Source organism: Cytobacillus pseudoceanisediminis (assembly GCF_023516215.1).
Classification (GTDB): Bacteria; Bacillota; Bacilli; order Bacillales; family Cytobacillaceae; genus Cytobacillus; species Cytobacillus pseudoceanisediminis.
In genome coordinates, this window is record NZ_CP097349.1 from 721734 (window position 1) to 748564 (window position 26831).

Genomic DNA, 26831 nt, shown 5'->3' on the forward strand with positions numbered 1-26831 from the left:
AGTAATGGGTTTTTTAAATCAATTATTTGGAAGAAAATCTAAGGAGGAACAAAAAATGAACGAGAAATTAAACATTGGGATTATCTTAGGAAGCACACGTCAGGGGAGAGTTAGCCCTCAGGTCGGATCATGGGTTAAAGAAATTGCCGATAAACGCGGGGATGCCAATTATGAGATTATAGATATCGCTGATTTCAAATTGCCATTCTTAGGTGAAGCGGATTCACCGGGAATTGCTGCATGGAATGAGAAGCTTAACAGTCTGGATGGATTTATATTCATCGTTCAAGAATACAACCACAGTATTACAGGGGCATTAAAGAATGCACTTGATCTAGCTCGTGAACCTTGGAACAATAAAGCTGCAGGAATTGTAAGTTATGGCTCAACCGGCGGTGCGAGAGCTGCTGAACATCTGCGCGGAATCATGGGTGAATTGATGATAGCTGATGTGCGCGTGCATCCAACATTGTCATTATTTACTGATTTTGAAAATGGCACAGTATTTAAACCTCAAGATCTTCATCTCGATAATGTGAACGCAATGATTGACCAGGTGATATCCTGGAGCGGTGCATTAAAAACCATTAGATAGAGATTATAAGCAGAACCTTCGAGGTTCTGCTTTTTTAATCTTATTCTGAATAGCGGTTTTTAGGAAGGATCAAAAGGAAATAACTAAAGAAACAAGAGAAAATGGAAGGGGTGATCATGATGTGGAATGCTGCACTATGGGGAGGGGTCTCTGGATCAGCTGTCCTTTTAGGCGCATTGGCAGCCATGTATTTGCCCATCCAAAACAAAATGATTGGTTACATTATGGCATTTGGAACAGGTGTCCTGATTGGTGCTGCTTCATATGAGCTTCTTGGGGAGTCAGTCCATAACGGCGGCTTACTGCCGACAGGCATTGGATTTGTGGCTGGAGCCATTGTCTTTACCCTGTTTGATATCATGATTTCAAACAGGGGAGCTAAGAACCGGAAAAGATCCGGCCATAAAGCAGCAGCCAGCAGCGGAATAGTCCTTTTTGCGGGGACCATCATGGATGCCATACCAGAATCAATCATGATCGGGACAAGTTTGCTTGAAGGAGGTAAGGTGAGTTTTCTATTGGTGACAGCCATTTTTATCAGCAACTTTCCAGAAGGCCTTTCCAGTACCTCGGGAATGAAAAAGAGCGGCTATTCAAAAAGAAAATGATCCTCCTTTGGAGTTCGGTATTTGTCATTGCGGGAATTGCTTCGATGGCTGGATACATATTTTTGGATGGAGCTTCAATAGAGGTCATATCAGGAATTGCAGGATTTGCCGGTGGTGCAATTATTGCCATGGTTGCTTCCACGATGATGCCTGAAGCCTTTGAGGACAGTGGTCCGATGACCGGATTCATTGCAGCTATCGGTTTGCTGGCTTCATTGGTGCTTGATCATTTTTCTTGAAATTTTCCAGAAAACAACACCTATATCATGAATGTTTGGCACCTTATGTGGAAAAGACAAAACAGAGGTGTTATTCATGAAGATTAGAAATATTGTAAAGGAACAGCAGGAAGATGTGCATATTGAGATAGGCGCCTACGAAATGATCATTGAAAAGCGATATAGGGTAGTATCATTTATTAATGATCTGCTTCTGGGTGTTTTATATTTTATCGGAAGTATATTATTTTTAACAGATGTCAGCCAGGCGGTTTCGATATCGTTTTTCCTTGCAGGAAGCATTATGATGATCATCAGGGCAGGCTTGAATATATTGAAGGACCTTCATGTTAAAAAGATAACAGGAACAAAGAGAGAGTAAATCCATTTGAACATGAATTGGGTTTTACGGAAGGGCGAAACGGCAATACTAGCGACATAGCGAAAACCAGCTAAAAAATAAAAGTTTTTAAAGGAGAATGGCGATGACTGAAGAAACAGAAAAGGTAAGCAAAGGAAAAAAGCGGATGTCGGCGATACGATCAGCATTTTAAGCGGTTCTGAAAAAGGAAAAAAGGCAGGGTAATCGTGGTACGGGATAACTCAGTCATTGTTGAGCTTGGAATTAATCCGAAAAAGGATGAGCCCATAAAAACGGTGATCAGCCACAAGCGCTATAAAGTCGTTAAATAAAAAGGGAGTGTTAAAGATGAAATCTGAGCCAAAAAGAACATCTGCGTCCATACCTCCTGACGTCCGTGAAAAGATTATTCAATCGGACAAGGATGAGAAAGCAAAGCGGCAAACAAAACGGCCGCAGTAAATGATATCCATGACAGCCCAACACGCTGTCATGGGTTTTTCTGTTGGCTGAAGGGAGTGGAGTGGAAGGTGCTAATAGGACATGTTAAAGAGATTGTCCGCTATCCGGTGAAAAGCTTTTACGGGGAAAGTGTGGAAAAAACAAAAGTAATGAATTATGGCCTGTATGGGGATCGCAGCCATGCCTACCTGGATGAATCAAGGCCGGGGAAGTATTTGACGATTACTCAGTTTCCGGAAATGGTCATGTATAAAGCAGGGTTTATGGGAGAGGAAAATGAGAACATGTTTCCTCCAGTAAGAATTACTACTCCGGACGGCAGACGGATTCCCTGGGATAATAAAGAATTGCTAAAAGAAATGGAAGAGCATTCTTCCAGAAAAATCACTCCAGTGAAATATAGTCCTGCCCATGTACCTGAAGGGGCAATTGAAGAAGAAAATATTCTATTAGTGACAGACGCGTCTTTGCAAAGAATGAAGGAGCTGTGGGGCAAGGACAAGCTGGACTTCCAGCGGTTTCGCCCGAATTTAGTCATTTCCCTATTAAGAGATGAACCTTTTATTGAGGAAAGCTGGTTTGGGAAGACAATGAAGATTGGCAGCGTTGAGATTCAAGTTAAGCGGCATTGCGAACGGTGTATGATTATTACAGTAGATCCAGAGAGCGGAAAGATGGATCCCAGTTTGCATAAAAAGGTTATCAGTGAAAGGGATAATCACTTCGGTGTGTATTCCTCAGTCAGGAAAACAGGTGAAATTTCGGCAGGGGATGAGGTTTATCTTTTTGATTAAGTACATGTAAACTGGAAGCAATAAATGTTTCCGGGAATGAAAATATGTACGGGCTGGTTTTGCAGAAATTGGCGGAGGCTATTTAATTTGGGAATGGATATGGGAAGTAAGCTTATTCCTGGTGAATCGGCAAAGCGGGTTCATCTTTGGCATCATAAGGCGATTCCTGGCCTTCCCGTTTTTTGGAAGAGTGTATGCCGCATGTAATGGGGTTTTTATAGTTCTATCCATCCTCAGGGGGTAGGGGCATAGACAAGAAGGCACCGGATCTATATGACTGGAATGTTGCATTAGTTTGTCTGGCGGTGGCTTCCATGAACCTCTTCGCACCGAATCATCAAGGCTATTTTTTATACCTTTTTATTTTAAATGACAGGGTAGTATTGCTTATATGTGGGTTGACAATAGAAAGGAGGCCTCATCCCTATCACTGGCAATCGCAGACTCTGAGCATTTGAATTATACATAATCTTCACTTTTTCATCTGACTGGCTGACTAATAAAAATTTTACTTCCGGTGAGTAATAAAACGGCTCCATATCCTTCTCCTCCTCGGCATCTCTCCATTCACTTTATGCACTTCTGCACGGTTTGATGCAAATTCCCGTATATCGGGAGAACAAATTGGGCATTTTCCGCATATTTTAGTCGGGAGTGGAATATTAGGAGGGTTTCTATGCCTGATCGGAAAAAGAATATCCCATGCACCCTAATTATGGGAAAATAACCCGTTATGAAGAAGTGGCGATTACAGTACCGGAGCAGCGGCAATTTCGGCAGCCGGGGACAGAAGGACTAATGGTTCCGAGACCAATCATTGAGAATCCCAATTATATTGGTACAGGCAAACTTGCGGGAAAAGTGGCGCTCATCACGGGAGGAGATAGCGGCATTGGTGCTGCGGCGGCAATAGCTTTTGCAAAAGAAGGGGCAAATGTAGCAATTTCGTATTTGGATGAACATGAGGATGCGAATCGGACTAAATCAAGAATCGAAGAAATCGGGCAAAGCTGCTTATTGCTTCCGGGAGATGTGAGGGAAAAAGAGCATTGCGCCGACATTGTGGAAAAAACAATCCAAACTTTCGGGCGGCTGGATATCCTTTGCAATCATGTCGGAATTCAGTTCCAGCAATTAAGCCTGCTCGATATTACGGATGAGCAATTCGATGATACCTTTAAAGTGAATGTTTATTCTCATTTTTACACAACGCGGGCAGCTCTTAGATACTTAAAAGCCGGAAGTTCTATTATAAATACATCATCAGTAGTCGCATACTATGGGAATGAGCAATTAATCGACTATTCCACGACAAAAGCAGCTAATGTTGGCTTTACCAGGGCACTTGCCAATAATTTGGCAGCAAAGGGGATTCGCGTAAACGCGGTGGCTCCAGGCCGTTTCTGGACACCGCTTATTCCGTCCAGTTTCTCCGCGGACGAGGTCACATTAGCCGGCAACCCGATGGACCGGCAGGGACAGCCATTTGAGCTTGCGCCAACTTTTGTATACCTTGCATCAGATGATTCAAGATTTGTAACCGGGCAAACCCTTCATGTTAATGGAGGACAGATTACATCCTCATAAAATGGGCCATTCCCCAGGATTAAGGGGAAGGCCCGTTCTCAAATTCTCCTTCTTAAACATTTTGACCCATCTGTTCAGCCTTTACCGGCTTTCTCGAAAAGAAAATCACCAGAATGACTGTGGTAATCAGGGACCCATGGAATATCCATACCATCTTAGATAATGATAAAGACTCCAATAAAACAGGAGCGACAGCGAATCCGAGGGCAAAACCTAGAGATTTTAAGAGCATGCCTACTCCAAAAATTCTCCCTCTAATATGATTATCTGTCTTTTGCAGGATTGTCGCATGCAGAGTAGTAAAGCAGGCATCAAAAATACCGGTTAAAAAGGCAAACGGCAGGATAATCCATAAGCTGCTATTTGAGAGGAAGGTGATAAATCCTGCTGACATAAGCATCGCTGTAAAAAAACAAGCATAATATAAACGGCTCCCCTGCAGGCTTTTCAGCTTTGGCAGAATCATGGTTGCCAGTACGGAACCAATCCCCCAAACGCCCCAAATCAACCCGTAATAGAAACTTTGTTTGCTGCTGTCGATGTTTTCAGCGAGCAGCGGAATCCCTAAGTTATGTGAAGCTCCTGCAAATGCGCCTGAGAGGAAGACAATATTCACCAGAAGCAGCATCGGTTTAAGTAATATAAACGAATAAACTTCTTTCAAATCCCTGCCAATGCTGGCCAGTTTTTCTTTAAGGCCGCTGCTGATTTTTTTATTCACAGCCGATTCCGACGTTTGCCATTTCATTTTTAATAAAACGAGTGCTGAAATGACGTATGTGGCGGCATCAATGATTAAAGTTATCTGGTATCCGAGGAAATCAGTTATGACTCCAGCCCCGATAAAACCAAACACCAGACTGACAGATGTTAATCGGGAAATTAACGCATTCGTCTCAAGTACCTTATCCTCGCCAAAAATCTGAGGGATTTCTGCGCTGTAGCTAACTGCAAAAAAGCTTGATGTCAATCCGATAAAGAAGCAGACAATGAGAATCATGATTGGATTTGGAAAAGGTATTAAGCCTAAAATGATGACTACCCGGAATACATCTGTCCAAATCATAATTTTTCGGCGGTCAAAGCGATCGGCCAGAACCCCTGAGAAAAGACTAGATAAAACGCCGCCAAGTGTCCTGATGGCCATTGTCGCTGCAAGCCAGGCAGAGCTTCCGGTGGCCGCATACATGAGCACATTAATGGCAATCAGGTCCATGAACGTACCCAAATCGGAAAAAGCTTTTACATACAGAAAAATTTTACGGTTCATGCGTGTCTCCCTAGTTTTCAAAGATGTTTTCTGTTTTATTTTAAAGATTTTGAATTTAATTCGCAATACGAAACTTCAGATCTTTAATTTGCTGATTTGGCATTCTTTATAAAGGATAATCACATAAGAATGTGGAATACATGATTGGTCAAATTTGAAAGCAAGGCTGAATTTAAAAGCACATTATACAAAGAAGGTAAGAGAATGAGCAATATATTCGGGAATCGAAAAAAGGACTTGATTATAAAATACGCAAGGGTGCTTACGCTGTCATATTCAACCCGGAAAATGAAAAAGTATTAACTGTGCAAACTCAGTCTGGCCATTACTTTCTCCCAGGCGGAGGAATAGAAAAAGGTGAAGGGAAAATCGAATGTCTGAAAAGGGAAGTACAGGAGGAGACCGGCTATGAGATTTCAAATTTATTCTTTATCGGTAATGCAAAGAGCTATTTGCCGCAGACCAAGAAAAGGCCAATGCTAAGTGACGGGTATTTTTATCTGGCTAATCTGGCGGATAAAATACAAGAGCCGACTGAAGAAGACCATGCAATAAAGTGGATTGAAACTGAAAGAATAGCAGAATTGCTGGTTCACAGTCACCACATATGGGCGGTCCAGAAAGGGATAGGATATAAAAAGCAGGAGGGGGAAGATGAATGATTGCCTACTACGGGGAACTCTGCACTAAGATGTATGAAAGTGATAAATCAATGGCAGAGGGTCCAGAGTTGAGCTTTTACCTGTCATATGCAAAAGGCAGGAAGATGAAAGTATTGGAGCCGATGTGCGGAAATGGAAGAATGCTTCATTCAGCATGGCGTCGACACTGATGGTTTTGATATTTCAGAAGACATGCTGAAAGTCTGTAAGGAAAAAGCTAGGAAATTAAACTTAAAGCCTAATGTTTTTCAGAAAATGATAGAAGAGTTTAATAATGCTAAAAAATACGATTTAATTATGATCCCTTATGGTTCTTTTTCACTTTTGCCTGACTCTCTGGTAAATATAAGTCTTCAAAATTTAAAGAATGCCCTAAATGAAGGCGGTAAAATGCTTCTTACCATTGTAGAAAAAGATAATGAAATTGAAGAAGCTGCAGAATGGACAGAAACGAACAGGAAGGAATTAGAGGGGCAGACCATTATTGAAAATAGAAAAATAGCTTATGATGATGAAACGAAAATCCTGCATATCCAGCTGAAGTATGATGCTGTTGGAGAGGAACCGCAGAAAGAACAGAATTGATGGATTTTCCTATACGGCTCTATGATCCAGGTGAATTCAATAGAGTACTCAAAGATAACGGGTTTAGGCAAATCGCCGTTCATGAAGTTAGAGATGGGTACGGAGATGGACAATCTTTTCCTGTTTATGAATGTACGAAATAACAAGCTGTCATCTTGACGGCTTTTTTCAGCTTTGTTGGCGGGATAAGGGGTTTTTTATCAAATTACTAAGTGCCAGCATTCATCAGAGAGGGGTGCTCATATGGAACTGGAAGAAAAAGGAGTCATCTGAACGTTTGAGGCTGAATAAAAAGATCATGTGGGGAATAACGATTATTTCGATCCTCTTAGCGATGTTCTATATAGATAAGCAAAAGGTATACAAGGAAGAAAAACCGCCAATGCCCACTGTACTATTAGGGGAGCAGGAGTTACATCCAATCTTAAGCACTTATACATGGAACGCAGGAAAAATTGAGAAGGAGATAAAAGATCTTACCAAATTGATTGAATATCAGCATGCTGAATTTCGCGAGAATCTTAACATAGAATTTCCTAAAGATCAGCAGCCCATCTTCATTGCTAGAGGAAATTACTATAATGGCGGGATTCAAGTAGAGCCTTATCAAACTCTTTATAGTAATTTTACACTATTAAGAAACGAATCCCGCAAAGAAATATATTCTATAAAAGCCTACTGGAAGGATGGCAAGCGGGCTGAATATATCATACCTGTTAACATTAAAGAGGTTAGTCCGGAAAAGAACTATCTGGCAAGGAATAAAGGGTATCATTCACTTCTGATTGTTGGAGATACTGATAAAAATGTAATTGATGAACTCTATTCGGAACCATTGCACTTTCTTTTCGAAACAAGCAATTCATTAGGTCTAAAGGATGTAAATGATATTTATCTTGAATTACAAGTAAAGGAAGAGCCAAGTTATATTTTATTTGATCATACGAAGGAAGTATTTCGCGCAGCTTCTCTAGAAGAGTTATTGAAATATATGAAAGAAAATACGTATTCTAAAAAAAGCACAATAGAGGGAAAAGTCACAAAGCTGGATCGAAATTTAGGAGTAATCCAAGTGGATGATAAAATTTTTACTGCTGCAGATATGGAAGAGGTTAAAGTTGGACAGAAAATCTCTTTAGAGGTGATTCAGCTAAATAAGGACATCCCTTACTATCGAGCAATCGAAAACATCAATGTGATAAAAGCTCCTGACACGGTCTTTTCCGCTGCTAAATGGCTAGCGAAGGATGCTGAAAAGGTTTCTATTCTTGCTATTGGACCATCTGCCTTTACTGAGCAGTTTAAATCTCCAAATAAGGAAGACTTCAAGCTGGTGGAAAATATAGAGATTCAAGAGACACTAACATTAAAAAATGGAGAGGCAATCACAGATGCTGCTGTTTATGTATTTAATGATAAGGAATTAGTTTTTCAGACGGACGAATTTGACCAGCTCCTGAACTATTTATTTGAGTTTGAAATGTTAATGCCTGCTAGAAAGGAAAGAAACGGTCTTTAGTGCAGCGAAAGGGGAATAAAGGGTGACTGCTCCTATTATCAAAACAGACAGATTAATAGCGATCTGTCTCATTTAATGGAAATTTTCTCTGACCCGGTGGCCATGAGATTTTATCGCTCAAAAAACAAGAGAACAGGCCGAAGAATGGATCAGCTGGACCTTGCATAATTATCGGACGCATGGTGTGGGCCTTTGGGTTGCGGAAGAAAAACATCCGGCAGGTTTTTGGGGCGGTGCGGAATTACCCCCAGGATACAGGCGGCGTTACAGAAATGGAGATTGGCTATTTGTTTGCCAGGCGTGAATGGGGAAAAGGCTATGCGGCGGAAGCGGCATTAGCCTGTAAGGAATATGGGTTTAAAAGCTTAAAATATAAAAAGCTGGTTTCCATTATAAATGTGAAAAATTTTGCTTCTATCCGTGTTGCGGAAAAAGCTGGCATGAAAAAGGAAAAAACATTTCTCAGAGCGGGAAATAAGATGTATGTATATTCCATATCAAACGGTTAGCATTTTAGATGATGTTTTTATAATGTTCATTAAATACCTTAAAAAGCCTTTCATCACCGCCTCGGTCTGGATGGAGGGCTTTTAGCAGTTTCTTGAATTCTTTACGGATCAATTGCATATCCTCATCAGGTTTCAAGCCCAGAAGCTTTCCAGGCTTGATTTCTTCATCAGCAATCATATTTTGGGCTTGTATCATTTTCTTCAATGATCTAACTTTGGATTCCTCTATTTGGACTCTAGTATTCAGGATCTCTATTTGTCCTTTAAGGTCTTTAACTTGCACGAGGATCCCTTCTAGTTTTTGCTGATAAAGCTCTTCATGTTTTTTGATGATGAAATCATTGAGATCCTTCGTCTTAATTGTGTAGCTGATTTGCCTCCTGGGGCTTCGATCCGCTTTCATTTTTCCTTCTTCAATCCAGCGCTCAATGTCGGCCCCATTCGCCTTTATTCCAGCTTTATGTAATTGTGCCACAGCATCAGTAATGTTCATGCTTCATGCTCACTCTCTATAAAATCTATTTAGCATTCAAAAACATCATATCACTGAACACTTTCAGAAAAATAACAAGCAGATAACATAGTATTAAAGTTTATTTACACTGGTAACGCCATCATTTCGAAGAACTGGAATTATTAGAAAATTAGGTGGAATCTTGGTATAATGTAAAAAAATGGATGAGGAAGGATGGGGATAATATTGAAGAAAATGTTTAAATTTGCAGTATGGGTCGCTGCTTTACCGTTTATTCTGCTGTGGACAATCTTTTTTGATTCGAGCGGAAACTCTGCCATGTTTGTGAATGATGTATTAAATGATAAAAAATAGGTTGAAGAAATCCTATGTTTAAGTTTGATTGTTAGCTGAACCAATCGGACCGTATGGGCAGCTGGACTCCCGTACATCCTCAGTTGAACCTTTGAGTGAGGGAGTCTTATGCCCGTTAGACTGCTGTAAAGTGAAACTTCAACAAACAATTACTTTATAGGGCGCTCGAGAGTCAGGATTTCATCCTCCATTGAAGCATATTGCTGCTCCACTACATGCTTAACATCTGAAATTGCTGCATTGTAAAAATGCGGGGCCAATGACTCTTTAACAAAATCCAGCACCCTTTCTGCACCGAACTCAGATATTTCCTCATCTCTTTCTTCAGAGAAAAAAATCTGGATATCCTCGATCATCTTTTGCTGCTGCTCTTTTGTTATTTTTAAAAACATGCCATGCCTTCCTTTCGGTTTTGGATACATGTTACTATACACGGAAATTTTATCAAAAGGGAGGCTGTTATTTTTAAAAGAAATATGTACAGCAGGAAAATGGAGAGTTCCTGCCAACTACTTATGTGATGATTCATCGCCATAGACATCAAAGAGAAGGCTGTAATAATCTTTTACATAAATGTCTTTGTTTGCAGCTTTCTTTTTCGGATAGAGAGAAATAGGGATAGATGACAAGGCAAGAATCGAGCTGCATAATAGAACCAGATATAATATTCCAGATAGAATGAACATTTAGGATACCTCCTTGAGTTGTTAAAAAAGCTTAAATTATGAAACGCATTTCATAGCAAGAAAAAATGAAAAAAATTAGGTGGTTTTATGGCAAATATAAAAGACATCGCTAAAAAGGCAGGAGTTTCAGTTACGACCGTATCCAGAGTGCTGAATAATCATCCTTATGTAAGTGAGGATAAAAGGGAAGCTGTCTTGCGGGTGATGGAGGAATTCAATTATCAGCGAAATATTAATGCAGTCCATTTAAGTAAAGGGGAAACACTTCTTATAGGGGTCGTAGTTCCTTTTACCAATCATCCTTATTTCGGCCAGCTGGTAGAAGGGATTGCAAATGAGGCCATGAAAAACAACTATAAATTAGTTCTTTTTCAAACAAATTACGAGGAAGACAGGGAGATTGAAGCTCTAAAAATGCTTCAGCATAAACAAATCGACTCTTTAATCATCTGTTCCAGAATCTGCGAATGGGATGTCATCAATCAGTTTACCGAGTATGGCCCCATTGTTCTCTGTGAAGATGCGAGGAATCGTAATGTATCATCTACTTTTATCGACCATTACATGAGTTTCTCTAATGCTTTAGAGTATCTGCATAACAAAGGGCATCAGAAAATCGGGTATTGCATTGGAAGAAAGACTGGTGCCAACAGCAGGCAGCGCGGAAAGGCTTATGCTGATTTTTTAAAACGAATTGACGAACCATATAAGGAAGAATTTATCTTCTATGAATGTCTGCATTTTGAGCATGGCGAAGAAGTGGTCCGGCGATTATCGAACATGGATAATCCCCCATCTGCTCTGCTGGTAACAAATGATTTTGCTGCTGCCGGAATAGTAACTTCCTGCAGGGAAAACGGCATCCATATTCCGGATGATCTGGCAATCATGGGATTTGATAACCAGCCAATAGCCAAAATCATGCACATTACAACACTTGAAATTCCGCTGGTTCAAATGGGAAGGCAGCTGCTTCTTCAAGCGATTGATGGTAAAAAGCACACACATCAGGAGATATCGGTGAAGCTGATCGAACGGCAAACCGTATAGCATTAAGTTGTTTGAAGCGGCTGCCCTCAGCCGTTTTTTTATTTATTTGTTTTTGCAATTTAAAGATATCAGAGGGTGTCCATTCTGACAGCTGAAAGAGAAGTCTTATGAAATGAGTCTGAACAATGCTTATCTTCGGACAGGAGAAGATGTAATCCGAGGGAACGAGTCCGAACATAGCACATCTTCAGACAGAAGGAGATGAAATCCATGGAATGAGTCCGAACAAGGCTCATCTTCGGACAGGAGAAGAAAAAACCCGTGGGAATGAGTCCGAACAAGGCTCATCTTCAGACAGAAGGAGAAGAAATCCGAGGGAGTGAGTCCGAACATAGGACATCTTCAGACAGATGAAGAAGAAATCCCTGGGAGAGAGAAATCCATAGAACGGGTCGAACCACAAAACAACCATCAGAATAATTGTCAATTTCCAAGCCAATACTAACAAAAAAGTATGGGACTGATGTTACATGGGATTTGTACTTATAGTTTTTCTAGCCTGGCTGGTGCTAATGCTGTTTACATCGATGAATAAAAATCTGACATTTATTGAAAATACCTTCGTCTATTTGGTGGCGTTAGTCATTAATATTAATTTTACATGGATTGTGTATGAAGAGTTGAATATGGCGAAGATTTCCGAGCAGATCTTAGATAATTCCGCGTTCTTAATACATAGAAGTATAACCCTTCCGCTCACAGTTGCTATCACACTGAATTTATTCAGGACAGCGCCTTCCTTTGGTTCAAAAATTTTTAAAACCATCCTGTCAGTGTTGTTCCTTGTTTTGGCAGTGGTGATTGCCCTTTATTTTGACATTGTGGATTATAGAAAGTGGAATATCGGTTATGAAATAATATATTTATTCCTCCTGCATTTAGTGGTTCAATCCCTGCTGAAGTATTTTGGACAGCTTAAAACTAAAGGGGTGAACGAAGCATGAAATTATGGGAGGATTTCGGCGGCAATGAGCTCTTTCTCTTATTAACTGCTGCTGCTGCCTATCTTGTATATTTTTTACTTATAAGAAGGCCGGATAAGCTGGCCAAACAAATCAGAATCCTGAGCCTGCTTTGGGGAATGTCCATTGGCATTCTATATGATTTCACAATAGGCGGAGGCAGGACTGATTTTTATAAGATAAACGATTTAAATAATTATGAAGTGACAGATGTTCTTTATTATTTATTATTCGCGCCATTCGGCTACTTCTTTTTTATTTTTATGAAAAAATGAAGATGGGCAAAAAAACATTCATTATATATGTTTTGGTATGGGCGTTATCAGGTGTTTTCTTTCAATGGGTGTTAACTGCTGCAGGTATCATTACCCTGCAGAAAGAGTATCGGATCGCGCACTCTTTTCCTATCTTTCTGCTGACTCAAACACTGACAGGAGTTTATATCCAGGTGCTCAAATCCAAAGAACAGCTTTCAGCAGGAGAATAGACAAATGAAGGCGGCCACATCAGGGATGGCCGCATTTTCTGTTTTTCATGAAACCTTTTCCGGCTTCTGCTCGTATTTAATATTATCAGTAGCAGAATGGGAGAAAAAAATGTCCTAAGTGCGGATCTAGTGAATTGGGGAAAGGGAACCATTCGGGTTATGGAGTTATGTTCCCTGTCAACAAGATGAGCATCGGTTCTGATATTGAATATCTTATTTGCACCAGCTGCGGTCTTATCATTGAAGGGTACGTGAAGAAGCCGAGAAAATTTATAAGTTCAAAATTTTAAAAAGTCTTTTTAAATTATGAAAAATGCTTACCAGGAAAATTAAAATTCTAAGGTGTATAATAACTATTCTAGAGATTCAATCTCAATTAATCTGAAAAGCTATAGGAGCACCAAGATAAGATCATGAAAAAATATAATTTAAAGAACCATTTTAAAGGATTAAAGAAGGGAACGCACTTTTACCTGATTGCTGAATCTGAATTTATTGGCATTAAAGAGTATGTTTTGCGGACAAAAGACTTAGCGGTCAGGATTTCCATTAATGAAAGCGAGCTGAACAGGCATTTTACTTTAATGCACAGTTATGCATCCAAAGAGGATTAATTCCTCCACTTTATTGTGCTGTAACATAATAAAAAAGCCCCGTATAGGCGGCCTTAAATTAGTACTCTCGATGTTTGACCCCAGCGCATGACAATGGCTCCCCAGCCGAGACCTGCACCATATCCAGCCAGTACAACTACATCCCCGTCTTTTATTTTGCCTTCCTTCACTTCTTCATGAAGCCCAATAGCTATCGTAGGTGCAGAAGAGTTTCCGTAATATTGTATGGTTTTGGTATGAACTTTTTCCATAGGAAAGCCGAGGCGTGCTGTACCTGCTTCAATGATACGCAAGTTGGATTGGTGAGGGATGATGAAATCCACTTCTTGCAGGCTCAGGCCAGAGAGTTCCAAAACTTTATGAACCGCTTTGGGAAATCTGTCTACTGCAAATTCAAAAACGGCTCTTCCGTCCATCTTGATGTGCTTGTTTTCATCAAGATGAAGATATTTTCCCCCGCTTCCATCCATTTGCATATGGATGCCGAGAATACCATTGCTTTTATCCACCTGCCCTAAGACAACAGCAGCAGCTCCATCTGAAAACAGCAGCGCCGTCTTTTTATCCATCGGATTCAAGAGGGAGGAGCATTTGTCGACAGCAATGACTAATACGTTTTTATACAATCCTGTCTGAACAAATTGGGCCCCGGTTGCCAGGGCAGTGATAAAGCTGGAACAGCCTGAATGAAGGTCCAGCCCTGCACAATGTGCAGCACCGATTCTATCCTGAACCAGCGCAGCCGTAATGTGGGTGTCATGTGTGTTTGTTCCAATAATGACCATGTCAATATCCTTCGGGTTGACCCCTGCGTCTTCTATCGCACGTTTTCCAGCAATTTCGCACATATCTGTAAGTGATGAGTCTGGAGATTCGTAGCGTCTTTCCAGTATGCCCGTTTTTCTGCATATTTCTTCTTGTGTAATACCGAAACGTCTGGCAATCACCTCATTTGTTATAATATTTTCTGGAATGTTTACACCGATTCCTAAAACACCTGCACTGAACAAAGCAATGACCTCCTCGGATGAGTTAATTTTTACCATTACATTTTATCACATAATTGGACAAATTTTGCAATATTGAGAGTTTTATAATTTTATAAAAAAATGCTCAGAGCATTTCGCCCTGAGCAATCTTCATTTCATAAGTTCTTTTACCAGATGTCACCGCGCTCTTTTTTTAGAGCCTTCATTTTTTCAACCCATTCGTCGACTCTCAGCTTGATCTCATCACTTTCCGCCTCAGCTGTATTTCGGTTTTTTTCATAGAGTTCTAAATAGAGGTCCTTCATTTGCTCGCTTCGTTCATAGCCCCAATCACGTAGCTCTGATCGCTGCTCATCAGTGATCCAGCCATTGTCTCCCATGACTGTAACAGCATCAAGGATTCGATGTGCTTCACGCCTGCCGATCGTAAATAATTGGCGGGGATAAATTTCTCCGAGTTCATACTCATCCATCATTTCCCATGGGCTTGGCGACAGTGTAAATGCCCAGGCCAGGTCGCCGGCAGAAGGAAGCCACTCGTATTGGATCGTGTTTTTCAATTCATCCGGGTTATCCGCTTTTAAATATTCCCCATTGCCGGCTTCGGCTACTGCTTTTAATTGGTTCTCGGCTTTTCCATCTACACCAAACCCTATGATATTCACACTATTGCTGCTGTTGTTTTTTACAAGGTTTTTACTGGCCGAGACGGGGTCGCCATCACATGTTTCGGCACCGTCACTGACAATGTAGATCGTTGTGGATCCATCATAACCGCTGCTCATTTCTGCAGCCTTTTGAATGGCACCGGCAAGAGGTGTCCAGCCTTTGCTTTCAAATGAATCCACTGCTTCGTGGAACTCTTTCTTGGAATATTTCCCCATCGGGTAGACTTCCTCTACTCCTGAGCAGGAAATTTCTTTATCAGCGTCCGCTTCAGAGCCTTTATGGCCATATACAACTAGGGAAACTTCGCTGCTTTGGCCAATTGTCTGGGCGAAACTCTTTACGGCACTTTTAGCAATATCCATTTTCATTTTGCCGCCTGCCTGCAGCAGCATGCTTGAACTGGCATCAAGAAGAATAATAGCCTGTTCTGATGCCTTTTTTCTTCCCCAGGTTCTGATTTAGTGGGATCCGGCAGGTAAGGCTCTTCAAAATCTGGTTTGTAGGAATTGGACTTTTCAATGATGTTTTTATAATTCGGACTCGCCAACAGGGAAAGAAGCCCTTTTTTAATCGAGTCTGTATCTTTGGCTTCTTTCGTCAGCTCCTCAAGTTTGGGGGTCATCTTGCTTATAAGCTCAGGATCAGTTTCAGGCACATTGAATTCAATGGCCTCAATGTCCTTCTCGTATGTGAGCCCTTCCATTAGTGTTCCAGGGGTCAATTTCAGCAGGCTTTCTTCTGAAACCTCCAAATTAATATTCTCAGATTCTGCTAAAATGCTTTCCTGCTTTTTTCTTCCTTGTCTTCTTGTTTTTGTTCTTCTTTACCTGATGAATCAGCTTCCGCTTCCGCTTTCTCTTTGTCATTGCTGCATGCTGAAAGAATCAATGCGGCAAACAGCAGCCATAACGCATAACGTTTCACATAAATTCTCCTCTTTATTTAAGTTTTACTAATAATAGAGTTTAACATGGATAAAGCTGGGTTTGAAGTAATTTCCATATGATAGGATTTTTTTACAGCATTTTGGTATAGTTGAAGGAAGATATAATGCAAAGGAGGCAATCCGTTGGAAACAGTATTTCCGATCCTTGAAACAGAAAGATTAATTTTAAGAGAAGCAACTGAAGAAGATGCAAAAGATATGTTTGTATACCTGTCAGATCAACTGGTTGTAAAGCATATGGGAATCTCGGCCTGTGAATCTGTCGAAGAGGTGCTGGATGAAATAAAGTGGTATAAATCCATTTACAAAAATCGCACTGGAATGCGCTGGGGCATAACCCTAAAGGATTCCGGGAAGGTCATAGGGAGCTGCGGTTTCCTAAACAGGAATCCCAGACATTTCCGAAGTGAAGTCGGTTATGAATTAAGCAGAGAGCATTGGGGAAAAGGGATTGCCAATGAAGCTCTTGAGAGAGTTTTAAAATTCGGATTTGAACACCTTGAGCTTGAAAGGATTGAGGCCCTGATAGAACCTAAAAATCTCTCATCCCAGAAGCTGGTTGAAAGGCAGGGATTCACGAGAGAAGGTTTGCTGAGGCACTATGAATATACAAATGGAAAATTTGATGATTTGTATATGTACTCTATTTTAAAAGGGGATTTGTAGAAGGGCTGGAGTTAGGAATACATATTGAGTTTGAGTGAAAAAACCAATCTGCTGGGAGGATTATTTTTATGAACTACAATGGCCGTACCTTTGTTTCTGTTCAAAATACTGAGAATGGTGAAGTATCATCAAAAACCTTTTTTCAGTATAAACAGGAGGGAAACATTATATCTGCTGATTATGGCGGGGGAGAGATTATTCAGGGGACACTTATTGGAATTGTAAATGAAGATGGCAGTTTAGAATTTAGATATAACCATGTGAATAACAAATATGAAATACGCGGAGGAAAATGTCATTCAAAACCTGAAAAGCTGCAAGACGGCCGCATCAGGCTATATGAAAAATGGCAATGGCAGGATGATGAAGGGACGGAAGGTCATTCGATTATCGAGGAAGTAAAAAATTAAAGTTTAATAGGCGGCATGGGAGCCGGAGGGAATTATCCCTCCGCATGCAGCTTCAGGTTCTGTCTGCTTCTTTTTGTTTTTTCTTTCGTTAAAGTGAAGAAGAAAACAAAGCCGATGAATGATGTAATAAACAATATGGCACCCATTGGTACCGCAGTGGTTTCATCAATGCTCACCAAAGGGGAAACAGCAGAACCCAGCACTAAAGGAAGCATTCCAATAACGGCGCTGGCACTGCCGGCACGATGCCCCTGATTTTTCATGGCCAATGTAAACGAGCTGGTAATGATCATTCCCATTGAAGTCATATAGATAAAGATCGGAATGACAAGCATGAATAGCGGACCATTAATGATGGTCATGATTAAAAGTAACGAAGTGGCACTGACGGCAAGGCAGACGGCTGTCCGGAGCAGGCTTCTTTCCGGAATGACACCTGCCAGGCGGCCAATTAGAAAACTCCCCGTAATGATGGCCAATCCATTAATGCCAAACAGGATGCTGAACACCTGAGGCGATACACCATAAATCCCCTGATAGACAAAAGGTGTCCCCGAAACATAAGCAAAGCTTCCACCATGTATAAATCCTACGATAAGGGCATACCCGATGAAGGAACGGTCCCTGAAAAGGCCCCCCATGCTTTTAACGGAATTTCCAATGGAGCTTGGGACCCTTTTTTCTGGAGGAAGGGTTTCTTTTAATCGGAAATAGATCACAATGGTAATAAATAATCCCAAAAAGCTTAGAAAATAAAATATGGTTTCCCAGCTTGCGAAAGGAATCAGAAGCAGGGCACCGCCTGTCATTGGTGCGATCATCGGAGCTGTTGCATTAATGACCATAAGCAAGGCAAAAAACTTCGTGAGCTCTTTACCGCTGAACACATCACGGACAACTGCCCGGGATAGGACAATTCCAGCAGAGGCGGTTAATCCCTGCAGAAATCGGGCTGCAATAAAGGCTCCGATATTTGGTGAAATGGCGCATAAAAGGGAAGATACGGCAAAGAGAGATCCCGATAAGAAGAGGCTTTCTTCTTCCATGGGAATCACTGAGCGGTCCGACAATAACCTGTCCAGCCGCAAGTCCAATCAAGCAGGCTGTTAAACTCATCTGAACAAGTGAAGCCCGGGCACTGAAATCATCAGCGATTTCTGGGAAGCCTGGCAAATACATATCAATATTAAATGGCCCCAATATTCCAAGCATGCTGAGGAGAAATGCCAGCGCAAGCCTCTCTTTTCCAGTAGGGTTGTGAATCATGTTAAACACCTTTCTTTCTATGAAGCTGTTAATCTTTTACATAAATATGGCTAGTATACGCCAGGTGCAGGGGGATGTCCAGCGGAGAATGCTGTAAATAAAAAAATCCATGGCGGAATAGCCACAGATTTAATCATTAACAATTGCAGATCATCAATACATTTCCATCCAAGTCCTGAAAGTTGAAATAGGCAAAATCTCCAATACGCTCAATTTCCTTTACAATGGTGATTCCCTGATCTTTAACAAACGTGTATGCCTCATCAATATCCTGGACGAAGAAATTAAATAAAACGTGACCGGAAGGATTTAAGGTAAAGGCTGGATCAAAGGTGTGGTCATCCAGTGTAAGACCGGTTTCAGAGGTGACAGGAATGTTGTATACCGGGGATTCTACTGAACCCTTATGAAAAGGCAATCCAAGCAGTGTGCTATACCATTCAGCCGACTTTTCCAGGTCGCTGACATGAATAAAAACATTGTTCACTTTGCCTGCAATCGGGGAAGCAATTGATTTCATATACTCACCGCTTTCATTGTGATTATTTTACCAATTCTCCATACGCAGGAAATCTCCTTTAATTTAAGGGTTCAGCCTGTGTATTTCCCTGGCGACAGCTTCCAAAATGTACACAACTGGAACTTGAGTCGTAATATTGGACTGCTCAAACGTTTCCTCTGTCACATAATAGGCGATATTCAAATCTGAAACTTTCGCAATTGTTGAAAGCCGGCTGTTTGTGATGCTGATGATTTTACTGCCTTCCTGCTTCAGCTGGTTAAGATGGGTGACTGTAAAAGGAGTTTCCCCTGAGACAGATAAGGCAATCGTGACACTGCTGCTGCGGATGCTGGAATGGATCGGAAAATGGGGATCCTTGATATACAGTGAAAACTTGCCAAGACTCGAGAAATATCTGGCTCCGTATTCAGCCAGTATGCCTGAGCTTCCGATCCCTATAAATATAATGTTATCTGCCGTATTTATAAGTTCTGCTGCCTCGATGATTTTTTCGTCTAAATCACCTCTTAGCGTTCGCTCGAAAAACTCGACGATGGATTGCTTGGAACCTTTTATAGAGGTCTTTTTATTTTCCTGCAAATATAATTTAAACTTTATCTTAAATTCAGTGAAACCCTCACAATTCAGCTTCCTGCAGAACCGCAGGATGGTGGCCGTCGAAACATGGGTTTCATCTGCAAGTTCACGAATCCGCATATAAGGAATCTTTTCTTTGTTTTGACAGATGTAATGATATATGGATGTTTCTAAATCATTGAAAGATGCGATGATTTCATTTGAAAACATGATTCAGTAATCCTCCGTTGAAAAAATAGATAGGCTTATTTTATCACAAGGAGAAACAATACGTTACTTTTATGTAACAAATATCAAAATGCCGTTAAACAAGACTTAATTAACTCTATTTATTTACATACCCTTCGACTCGCTTTAAGCTTCTTCTATATCCCTTTTCGGGTAACATAAAAACTCCATTTAAACAAATATTAAAAAATAGCAGGTATTGGAGGTAATGAAATGAAAAAATACGATTTTCCTAAAGGTTTTTTGTGGGGCGGCGCCACTGCAGCGAACCAAATTGAAGGCGGATATAAGGAAGGGAATAAAGGCTTGAATATTGCGGATGTCCTTCCCGGAGGAAAAGAAAGATACAATATCTTAATGAAGCCTGGGTTTGACTTCGAAATTCATGAGGATCTTTTTTTATCCCAATCATGAAGCAATCGATTTCTATCATCGATATGAAGAAGATATTGCCTTATTTGCCGAAATGGGCTTCAAGGCATTCCGATTGTCGATAGCCTGGACCCGCATTTTTCCTAATGGTGATGAGTCGGAGCCAAATGAAGAAGGACTTGCTTTTTATGATCGTGTTTTTGATAAATTGCAGAAATATGGAATTGAGCCGGTTGTAACGATTTCCCATTATGAAATGCCTGTTCATTTAGTAAAAGAGTATGGTGGGTGGAGAAACCGCAAAGTTGTCAGTTTCTTTGAGAGGTATGCTAAAGCGATTTTGGGCCGGTATAAAGATAAAGTAAAGTACTGGATGACTTTTAATGAAATCAATAGCGGATTGGTCATGCCGATTAATGGGCTCGGCTTTTCCTATCAAACTGAAGAAGATAAATACCAGCCGACCTTCCAGGCCTATCACCATCAATTGGTCGCAAGCGCAATCGCGGTTAAGGCATGTCATGAGCTCATTCCTGAGTCAAAAATTGGCTGCATGCTTCTATTTGCGCCTGTGTATGCTTATGACAGCAACCCGGAAAATGTCATGTATGCCCTGCAGGAAGAGCAGCTTTTCAATTACTTTTGTGGTGATGTACAGGTTCGCGGGGAATATCCGGCTTTTATTAAAAGGTACTTTAAGGAACATCATATCAGCCTGGACATACAGGAAGGCGACCTGGATTTGTTGAAGGACGGCACTGTTGATTATATTGGCTTCAGCTATTATATGTCCCGCACCGAAAAGAAGGTTAAATCAGATGCAGACTCATCGGAAGGGAACATCATTGGCGGGGTTAGAAATCCCTTTCTTGAAACAAGTGACTGGGGCTGGGAAATCGACCCTGAAGGTTTGAGGATCAGCTTGAACAAGTTATATGATCGCTATCAGAAACCGCTATTTGTCGTAGAAAACGGACTTGGGGCCTATGACAAGGAAGAAGAGGACGGCAGCATCCATGACGACTATCGGATTGACTATCTTCGCGAGCATATAAAAGCAATGGGTGAAGCTATAGAGGATGGCGTCGAGCTAATGGGCTATACAAGCTGGGGCTGCATCGATATGGTCAGCATGTCAACAGGCGAATTTTCAAAACGCTATGGCTATATTTATGTGGACAAGCATGATGATGGCAGTGGAACATTGGAACGGAAAAAGAAGAAGTCTTTTTATTGGTATAAAGATGTGATCGAGTCAAACGGAGAAAAACTATAGAATATTTAAGCGGGCTGCCTGAGGGCAGTCTTTACTTGTTTAGAAAGTTAAATGTGCAGGTGTTATTATGAGAAATTTACACATGAACTAATGAAAAAATCTTTATGGAGTAAAATATGAATTAAGTCCAGGAAAATGATATTTCAGAGGAGCTAATAAATAATCCTGGTGTTCAGGAAGTCTAATGAATAGGGAGATGAAGCAGGTGATTTATATCTACCATGATTTTGGGGGAACTCATACAACATCTCTGGCAGCGGCATACCATCTAAAAATCATTCGTCACCGCAAACTCGAAAAAGAAGAAATAAGTGAGCTGCCGTATTTTAATAAATTGACAAAGAAAGATGCAGGAAAATTTATTTTTCATGGTGAAGATGAGGAAGGAAATCCGGTGTACACCCTTGGAAGAAGATCTTCTAAGCTGGCAGTTGAAACACTGCATCATTTTTGCCATTTATTAAATAGTCATAAAGGAATTAATGATAAAATCGTCCTCTCTGATACTTCACCTGCAGTACCGCTTTCTCTGACTATAGGTGGATTCATATCCAAAGGCTTAGGACTGGACAGATTAGGGACTCCACTGGTTATTAAAGGAGCACAGAAATGCAGCGGAAATATTCTGGAGCTGGTGAACGAAACGAAAAAAATTGCCGCCGGTTCTAATTCTGCTATAATTAAAATTGATAATAAGGAGTTTCAGGCATAGACAGTAAGAACCACCCTGATATTCAGATGGTTCTTTTCTTTTGCAGGTAACTATCCGGACAGAAAAAGCCTAGTTTCTTAATATAAATATAGTATCAGTCTGTCGGTCTTAAAATTTCCAGCAGCAGCTCTAACAGCTCTTAAAAACTTATGGAATGTTAGTTTTGCAGGAGTAAGCAAATAATAAAAAGTATTATTAAACCCCCATAATATAAAGAATCTCCTTCGTATTCTTTGAATATAATCAATCAAAAGTCTCGAGGGGAAAAATATGAAATCACCAGCTAAGGGGGCCCTTGCCATGGTATTTGCAGGGGCTATAACGTTTTCTGTTGCCAATGGCATGCTGAAAGCTACTAAACTTTTTTCAGAGGAACACTCTTCTGTTTTATCAGGTATTCAACAAAAATCTGAAGTAAACAGACAAATTGATGAAAAGTCAGAAGCAAACATACTGGCTGTGCAAGAGAATGCGAAACAAAAAACGGTTACAGAAGATGCTCCTGATTTTGAAGAATCATTAAAAAAGGAAAAGAATAGCGATAAGATGATTGTTGCTGTTCATACGAATACCGAAAAATCCAATCGGAAACCTGCTGTAAATCCTGTTTCAAAAGCTGTATCTGTCTCAAACGAAAAACCTTCGGCACCGGAGCCTGCCTCTGCACCTGCGGGAAGCAAGACAACAACTGAAGCATCAAAACCTGAGACCAGCACACAAGATCCAAACACACCTGCCTCTGGCACGGGAGGAGGAAGCATAATAAATCCTGCTGCAAAAACACTTAACCATGGCCAGCAGGTTTCCCAAGCCGCAAAAGAAAAAGCTGAGAGTAATCGGGTTAGCAAAGGAAAAGAAGACAAAGAAAACAATGGGAAAAATCATTAAACCTCAGGAAGGATCATCAGGAGACGGTGGTCCTTTTTCCTTTATAGGTATTAGATTATACAGCAAAAAGGCCTTCCCCAAATGGGAAAGGCTCTTGAATTCATTTAATATTCATAATGGAATTATCCTGAGTTACATTGCCTTTTCGTTTAAGTTTATTCCAGCCAACGGCTACTCCTTTTATAGCGGAGAAGATCGATTTTACCACAACATAAGTCATCAGCTGTTTATATAAAATTCGCTGCAGAAACAATGAGACTAGTGGTTTAGGGCTTTCTTTCTCCAGCCTGAACGCATAAAGGGAGGCGAAGAAATCCATCAAGTAGAATAGGACAAATCCAATGGCTGCTTTTTCAGGGTTTGGGCTGAAAAGGGCAAAGATGAACAATATATCTGCAATAGGAGAAATGGTTTGATAAACATATTGAAAAAGCCACATGTTAGGCAAGGCTACATATCCTAATGAATGATGTTTTTTGTTAAATAATGCCGCGCGATGTTTCCAAAGGCATTGGAGAGTGCCATATACCCATCGGTAGCGCTGCTTTGCCAGGCTTTTAATATCTTCAGGCACCTCTGTATAAGCATAAGCCTTTTCTTCGAACTCAATTTTCTTACCTTTGCGCAATAGTGCAAGTGTGATATCCGTATCTTCTGCAAGGGTATCCTCTCTAAAGTAACCAGCCTCTTCAACCGCAGACTTTTTCCATGCACCGATGGCACCTGGTACTACGGTAATGCAATTAAGAGCCGCAAAGGCTCTTCTTTCCAAATTAAAGCCTGTCACATATTCAATATGCTGCCAATTCGTCAGGAGATTCCCCTTATTCCCAACCTTTACATTACCTGAAACAGCAGCCACTTGATTATCTTTAAAATGGCTAACAAGTAAAGAGATGGCGTTTTCAGCAATGAGTGTATCGGCATCTAATGCAATTACTATTTCCCCTTAGCTTCCTTAAATCCAAGGTTTACAGCCGAGGATTTTCCGCCATTGGGTTTTTTAATTAACCGGACGCAAGGAGTGTCCGCAAAAGTTTCTTCAACTGCACGAGCAGTATGATCCTTTGAGCCATCGTCGATTATCAGTATCTCTAAATCCGGATAGTCACTGGATAAAATAGAATCTACAGTTTTGCAAATTACTTTTTCTTCATTATAAGCTGCAATTACAACACTGACATAAGGAGTAAAGCCAGGGTCAATCCGGGTCTCTTTATACCTTTTGACCTGTTTCCAGGATAGGAAAACAAGAAATAGAATGCGCAAAACACCTAAGAGGATGGCTGAGTAAAACAAAAAGCTAAGTCCAGTGTTCCAGCTTTTAATGACCTTAAATACCGCCATATCATAAACAGAATAAGGGTTTTCCTGATCAGCAAAAGGCATGATTTCGGTATCTCTTTTCCCAATTAAACCGGCAGTTGTCGTAAATGTGTAGCCTCTATTTTTAAGAGTTTCAATAATTACCGGAAGGGCTTCCACTGTTTTGGAGCGGTCACCGCCAGCATCATGAAGCAAAATGACGTTACCTTCGGCCAGCTGATCCAATGTTCGATTTACAAGGTCATCTGCTGAAGATCCTTGCCAATCACCCGAGTCAATGGATTGGCCGACCATGGTATAGCCCAGATTCTGAGCTTCCATAATAGGAAGCTGTTCGTTTCTTGTGCCCAGTTCCGTATCTGCTATGTATGGAGGGCGAAAAAGAGTCATAGAATGACCTGTTATGCCTTGAATTAAGCGCTGTGTTGCATTCAATTCCATTCGTAAACGAGATGGTGTGATGGATGTAATATCAGGGTGTGTAAAGGTATGATTTCCGATTTCATGTCCCTCATCATAAATTCTGTTAACCAGCTGGGGATGCATCAATGCATTTTCTCCAACAATAAAAAAGGTGCCTTTTACCTCATACCTCTTCAATATATCCAATATTTTTGGTGTGTAGTCTGGATCAGGACCGTCATCAAAAGTAAGGACGATTTCTTTTTTGCTGGAGTTTCCATGGCGGATTACTTCAAAAGGCTTTGGATATTTAACATAGCTTTCCTTTTTTATCATTCCATTGGAATCCATCTCAAAGGTTCTTTTTCCTTTTTCAGCTTGTGAAGCGATTTTCAATATCTCTCCGTTACCTGTATGAAGTGCTGAGGAATGACTTTCAAAGGCACTTAGCATTTGAGATGGATTAATGATTTCCTTAGGCTTGTTAATAAAACTCCAGATAGAGGGATCCTCAGAACCGAGCCGCCATATTGCTATTCCGGTAGAGCCGCCATTAATCGCAAGGTTCATCTGGTTATAAAAAGTAGCAGCATCCAAAAACCAGACAGTATGATTTTTTCCATCTTCTTTATAGCGTAAGTAGGGGTTTCCAGCATTCATACTCCAATTAATATTAAGGTTCGCCTCGCTGCCCAGCTTCATGATATCTCCAAAAGTCATGTCAGCTGCGGGCTTATCCGAACCTTCTTCCCAGTCGTAACCGTATGTTCCTAAGCCTGCTACCAATTTTCCGGATGGAATATCAGCTTGATTCAAGTTCTCCTTAACCCAATCGGTTTGAGCGACAGGGCCTGGTGTGCTCATGGAATAATGCTGGTCATAGAGCATGACAATCACTCGGTCAGCGTATTTTGCTAAAGAAGTATAATCGTAGCTTTCGTCATTGGGCGGAACATCCAATGTCACCATAAAGCCTTCTTTGTGGAAGGCTTTATAAACTTTACTCATGAACTGAGTAAAATGATCCCTGTCGGCTGGTTTAATTGCTTCAAAGTCTATATTTATACCATCAAAGCCATTTGTTATCACATAAGAAAGCATTTCTTTAATAAAGAGATCGTCAGCACCTGGGGCAGTGAATAACCGGTGAAGAACATCTGAATCCCATTTGTTGTCTATAAAATTATTCACTAATGGCAGAATCTTAATTTCATGTTTATTTGCTTCTTTTACTATGGACCGGTCAATTGAAGACTTGAGCTTTAGATCTGGAGTAACCTGCATCCACTCAGGGACTAGAGTGGTTATGGACTCTTTATTTTTCTTGAAGGATGTTTTACTATTCTTGTCCCAATTGACATAGAATCCATACACTTCTTGCTTTCGTGCAATTTGTGCCATCTTTGGCTTTTCTGAAATAGCCGCTGAAGAAGTTGTCTTTTGAATCTGTGATGCCAATTCTTCTTCATTGAAGGGCTTATTTATCGGATTGATCCCGGAACTTGATACGCTTTGATCTAGATGCAGTTCAGGAAGCTTTGGAGCTGTATTTAAACTCTGTATGAAAAATGTCGATATAACAGCAATTAATAGGATGAAGCCAGCGCTCATTCGCTTAATCAGGGACCATCGCATTTTAGCAGGATCAAGAAATATATATTCCTGCTTTCCCTCGTTTTTTTTCAGACCCAGGTTATAAAACCAGTGGAAGAAAAAATAGCAGACTAGTCCAACCAAGCCTCCGAAGACTCCTGATGCAATTGATTCCGAGGTTACTATTTTGG

28 protein-coding genes and 6 pseudogenes are annotated in these 26831 nt (G+C 40.7%); 22 read left to right on the forward strand and 12 right to left on the reverse strand.

Going from position 1 to position 26831, the window contains the following annotated elements; all coding sequences use genetic code 11:
* Positions 1 to 4 precede the first annotated feature (4 nt).
* From M5V91_RS03940 to M5V91_RS03970, 7 genes and pseudogenes are all read left to right on the forward strand, one after another.
* Positions 5 to 595, forward strand: coding sequence for an NADPH-dependent FMN reductase (locus M5V91_RS03940; RefSeq protein WP_071155708.1), 591 nt, complete (start codon positions 5 to 7; stop codon positions 593 to 595).
* 119 nt (positions 596 to 714) lie between these two features.
* A pseudogene (locus tag M5V91_RS03945) lies at positions 715 to 1442 on the forward strand (ZIP family metal transporter).
* A 76-nt stretch (positions 1443 to 1518) separates the two neighbouring features.
* Positions 1519 to 1803: a YrhK family protein gene (locus M5V91_RS03950; protein ID WP_019382684.1), complete on the forward strand. Its 285-nt coding sequence runs from the start codon at positions 1519 to 1521 to the stop codon at positions 1801 to 1803.
* Positions 1804 to 2009: 206 nt separating this feature from the next.
* Positions 2010 to 2114 (forward strand): DUF2187 family protein, encoded by a 105-nt coding sequence (locus M5V91_RS03955; RefSeq protein ID WP_369425930.1) that lies wholly within the window; start codon positions 2010 to 2012, stop codon positions 2112 to 2114.
* 198 nt (positions 2115 to 2312) lie between these two features.
* Entirely contained in the window at positions 2313 to 3038 is a 726-nt protein-coding gene (locus M5V91_RS03960) for an MOSC domain-containing protein (protein WP_251267113.1), read from the forward strand.
* A 67-nt stretch (positions 3039 to 3105) separates the two neighbouring features.
* Positions 3106 to 3370: pseudogene (locus M5V91_RS03965) on the forward strand (YnfA family protein); the annotation flags it as partial.
* 370 nt (positions 3371 to 3740) lie between these two features.
* Entirely contained in the window at positions 3741 to 4625 is an 885-nt protein-coding gene (locus M5V91_RS03970) for an SDR family oxidoreductase (protein WP_284521727.1), read from the forward strand.
* Positions 4626 to 4677: 52 nt separating this feature from the next.
* Here M5V91_RS03970 and M5V91_RS03975 read toward each other — a convergent pair whose 3' ends face one another.
* The gene (locus tag M5V91_RS03975) at positions 4678 to 5895 is read right to left on the reverse strand and encodes an MFS transporter (RefSeq protein ID WP_251267111.1); all 1218 of its coding nucleotides are present in this window, start codon (positions 5893 to 5895) and stop codon (positions 4678 to 4680) included.
* A 305-nt stretch (positions 5896 to 6200) separates the two neighbouring features.
* On the opposite strand from M5V91_RS03975, the gene M5V91_RS03980 reads away from it, so the two are divergent.
* The 4 genes and pseudogenes from M5V91_RS03980 (at position 6201) to M5V91_RS03995 (ending at position 9170) form a co-directional block, all read left to right on the forward strand.
* Positions 6201 to 6557 (forward strand): NUDIX domain-containing protein, encoded by a 357-nt coding sequence (locus M5V91_RS03980; RefSeq protein ID WP_284521728.1) that lies wholly within the window; start codon positions 6201 to 6203, stop codon positions 6555 to 6557.
* Positions 6554 to 7285: pseudogene (locus M5V91_RS03985) on the forward strand (class I SAM-dependent methyltransferase). Before M5V91_RS03980 ends, M5V91_RS03985 begins: the two are co-directional and overlap by 4 nt.
* A gap of 134 nt (positions 7286 to 7419) precedes the next feature.
* Positions 7420 to 8661 (forward strand): hypothetical protein, encoded by a 1242-nt coding sequence (locus tag M5V91_RS03990; protein ID WP_284521729.1) that lies wholly within the window; start codon positions 7420 to 7422, stop codon positions 8659 to 8661.
* Between the two features lie 233 nt (positions 8662 to 8894).
* A complete protein-coding gene (locus tag M5V91_RS03995; RefSeq protein WP_284521730.1) occupies positions 8895 to 9170 on the forward strand; it encodes a GNAT family N-acetyltransferase in 276 nt (91 codons plus the stop codon).
* 4 nt (positions 9171 to 9174) lie between these two features.
* Here the strand turns inward: M5V91_RS03995 and M5V91_RS04000 are convergent, their stop codons facing one another.
* The gene (locus M5V91_RS04000) at positions 9175 to 9663 is read right to left on the reverse strand and encodes a J domain-containing protein (RefSeq protein ID WP_009333697.1); all 489 of its coding nucleotides are present in this window, start codon (positions 9661 to 9663) and stop codon (positions 9175 to 9177) included.
* A 207-nt stretch (positions 9664 to 9870) separates the two neighbouring features.
* Here M5V91_RS04000 and M5V91_RS04005 point away from each other — a divergent pair, with 207 nt between their 5' ends.
* Complete coding sequence (locus tag M5V91_RS04005) at positions 9871 to 9999, forward strand: hypothetical protein (protein WP_256815919.1); 129 nt, start codon at positions 9871 to 9873, stop codon at positions 9997 to 9999.
* A gap of 149 nt (positions 10000 to 10148) precedes the next feature.
* Here the strand turns inward: M5V91_RS04005 and M5V91_RS04010 are convergent, their stop codons facing one another.
* Together M5V91_RS04010 and M5V91_RS04015 are read right to left on the reverse strand one after the other, a co-directional pair.
* On the reverse strand, positions 10149 to 10391 hold the full coding sequence (locus M5V91_RS04010; RefSeq protein ID WP_019382696.1) for a DUF2164 domain-containing protein: 243 nt from the start codon (positions 10389 to 10391) through the stop codon (positions 10149 to 10151).
* Positions 10392 to 10508: 117 nt separating this feature from the next.
* Positions 10509 to 10685: a hypothetical protein gene (locus M5V91_RS04015; protein WP_157380214.1), complete on the reverse strand. Its 177-nt coding sequence runs from the start codon at positions 10683 to 10685 to the stop codon at positions 10509 to 10511.
* 87 nt (positions 10686 to 10772) lie between these two features.
* On the opposite strand from M5V91_RS04015, the gene M5V91_RS04020 reads away from it, so the two are divergent.
* The 5 genes from M5V91_RS04020 to M5V91_RS04045 all read left to right on the forward strand — a co-directional run bounded on the left by M5V91_RS04020 (position 10773) and on the right by M5V91_RS04045 (position 13798).
* On the forward strand, positions 10773 to 11735 hold the full coding sequence (locus M5V91_RS04020; RefSeq protein ID WP_019382698.1) for a LacI family DNA-binding transcriptional regulator: 963 nt from the start codon (positions 10773 to 10775) through the stop codon (positions 11733 to 11735).
* A 470-nt stretch (positions 11736 to 12205) separates the two neighbouring features.
* Positions 12206 to 12679 carry a hypothetical protein gene (locus M5V91_RS04025; RefSeq protein WP_217025533.1) on the forward strand — a complete coding sequence of 158 codons (474 nt, stop codon included), beginning with the start codon at positions 12206 to 12208 and terminating at the stop codon, positions 12677 to 12679.
* Complete coding sequence (locus M5V91_RS04030; protein WP_284521731.1) at positions 12676 to 12972, forward strand: hypothetical protein; 297 nt, start codon at positions 12676 to 12678, stop codon at positions 12970 to 12972. The genes M5V91_RS04025 and M5V91_RS04030 overlap by 4 nt, the downstream gene beginning before the upstream one ends.
* A 2-nt stretch (positions 12973 to 12974) precedes the next feature.
* The gene (locus tag M5V91_RS04035) at positions 12975 to 13184 is read left to right on the forward strand and encodes a hypothetical protein (RefSeq protein ID WP_284521732.1); all 210 of its coding nucleotides are present in this window, start codon (positions 12975 to 12977) and stop codon (positions 13182 to 13184) included.
* A 413-nt stretch (positions 13185 to 13597) separates the two neighbouring features.
* Positions 13598 to 13798, forward strand: coding sequence for a hypothetical protein (locus M5V91_RS04045; protein WP_251267106.1), 201 nt, complete (start codon positions 13598 to 13600; stop codon positions 13796 to 13798).
* A 53-nt stretch (positions 13799 to 13851) separates the two neighbouring features.
* Here M5V91_RS04045 and M5V91_RS04050 read toward each other — a convergent pair whose 3' ends face one another.
* From M5V91_RS04050 to M5V91_RS04065, 4 genes are all read right to left on the reverse strand, one after another.
* Complete coding sequence (locus tag M5V91_RS04050) at positions 13852 to 14808, reverse strand: 3-oxoacyl-ACP synthase III family protein (protein ID WP_251267105.1); 957 nt, start codon at positions 14806 to 14808, stop codon at positions 13852 to 13854.
* 146 nt (positions 14809 to 14954) lie between these two features.
* Entirely contained in the window at positions 14955 to 15824 is an 870-nt protein-coding gene (locus M5V91_RS04055; protein ID WP_284521733.1) for a vWA domain-containing protein, read from the reverse strand.
* Positions 15821 to 16207 (reverse strand): hypothetical protein, encoded by a 387-nt coding sequence (locus M5V91_RS04060; protein WP_284521734.1) that lies wholly within the window; start codon positions 16205 to 16207, stop codon positions 15821 to 15823. Before M5V91_RS04060 ends, M5V91_RS04055 begins: the two co-directional genes overlap by 4 nt.
* A gap of 20 nt (positions 16208 to 16227) precedes the next feature.
* Complete coding sequence (locus M5V91_RS04065) at positions 16228 to 16380, reverse strand: hypothetical protein (RefSeq protein WP_284521735.1); 153 nt, start codon at positions 16378 to 16380, stop codon at positions 16228 to 16230.
* 145 nt (positions 16381 to 16525) lie between these two features.
* Here M5V91_RS04065 and M5V91_RS04070 point away from each other — a divergent pair, with 145 nt between their 5' ends.
* Positions 16526 to 17068, forward strand: coding sequence for a GNAT family N-acetyltransferase (locus M5V91_RS04070; protein WP_009333705.1), 543 nt, complete (start codon positions 16526 to 16528; stop codon positions 17066 to 17068).
* Positions 17069 to 17136: 68 nt separating this feature from the next.
* Positions 17137 to 17478 (forward strand): avidin-fold protein, encoded by a 342-nt coding sequence (locus M5V91_RS04075; RefSeq protein WP_217025537.1) that lies wholly within the window; start codon positions 17137 to 17139, stop codon positions 17476 to 17478.
* Positions 17479 to 17510: 32 nt separating this feature from the next.
* Here the strand turns inward: M5V91_RS04075 and M5V91_RS04080 are convergent.
* The 3 genes and pseudogenes from M5V91_RS04080 to M5V91_RS04090 all read right to left on the reverse strand — a co-directional run bounded on the left by M5V91_RS04080 (position 17511) and on the right by M5V91_RS04090 (position 20053).
* A pseudogene (locus M5V91_RS04080) lies at positions 17511 to 18657 on the reverse strand (Bcr/CflA family efflux MFS transporter).
* A gap of 223 nt (positions 18658 to 18880) precedes the next feature.
* Positions 18881 to 19264: a VOC family protein gene (locus tag M5V91_RS04085; RefSeq protein WP_009333708.1), complete on the reverse strand. Its 384-nt coding sequence runs from the start codon at positions 19262 to 19264 to the stop codon at positions 18881 to 18883.
* Positions 19265 to 19327: 63 nt separating this feature from the next.
* Positions 19328 to 20053, reverse strand: coding sequence for a MurR/RpiR family transcriptional regulator (locus M5V91_RS04090; RefSeq protein WP_009333709.1), 726 nt, complete (start codon positions 20051 to 20053; stop codon positions 19328 to 19330).
* Between the two features lie 231 nt (positions 20054 to 20284).
* On the opposite strand from M5V91_RS04090, the pseudogene M5V91_RS04095 reads away from it, so the two are divergent.
* The 3 genes and pseudogenes from M5V91_RS04095 (at position 20285) to M5V91_RS04105 (ending at position 23319) form a co-directional block, all read left to right on the forward strand.
* Positions 20285 to 21719 (forward strand): annotated as a pseudogene (locus M5V91_RS04095) (glycoside hydrolase family 1 protein).
* Positions 21720 to 21924: 205 nt separating this feature from the next.
* The gene (locus M5V91_RS04100; protein WP_026041781.1) at positions 21925 to 22431 is read left to right on the forward strand and encodes a DUF3189 family protein; all 507 of its coding nucleotides are present in this window, start codon (positions 21925 to 21927) and stop codon (positions 22429 to 22431) included.
* Positions 22432 to 22701: 270 nt separating this feature from the next.
* On the forward strand, positions 22702 to 23319 hold the full coding sequence (locus M5V91_RS04105; RefSeq protein ID WP_009333712.1) for a hypothetical protein: 618 nt from the start codon (positions 22702 to 22704) through the stop codon (positions 23317 to 23319).
* Between the two features lie 100 nt (positions 23320 to 23419).
* Here M5V91_RS04105 and M5V91_RS04115 read toward each other — a convergent pair.
* A pseudogene (locus M5V91_RS04115) lies at positions 23420 to 26682 on the reverse strand (trifunctional glycoside hydrolase family 18/polysaccharide deacetylase/glycosyltransferase family 2 protein).
* Positions 26683 to 26831: the final 149 nt, after the last annotated feature.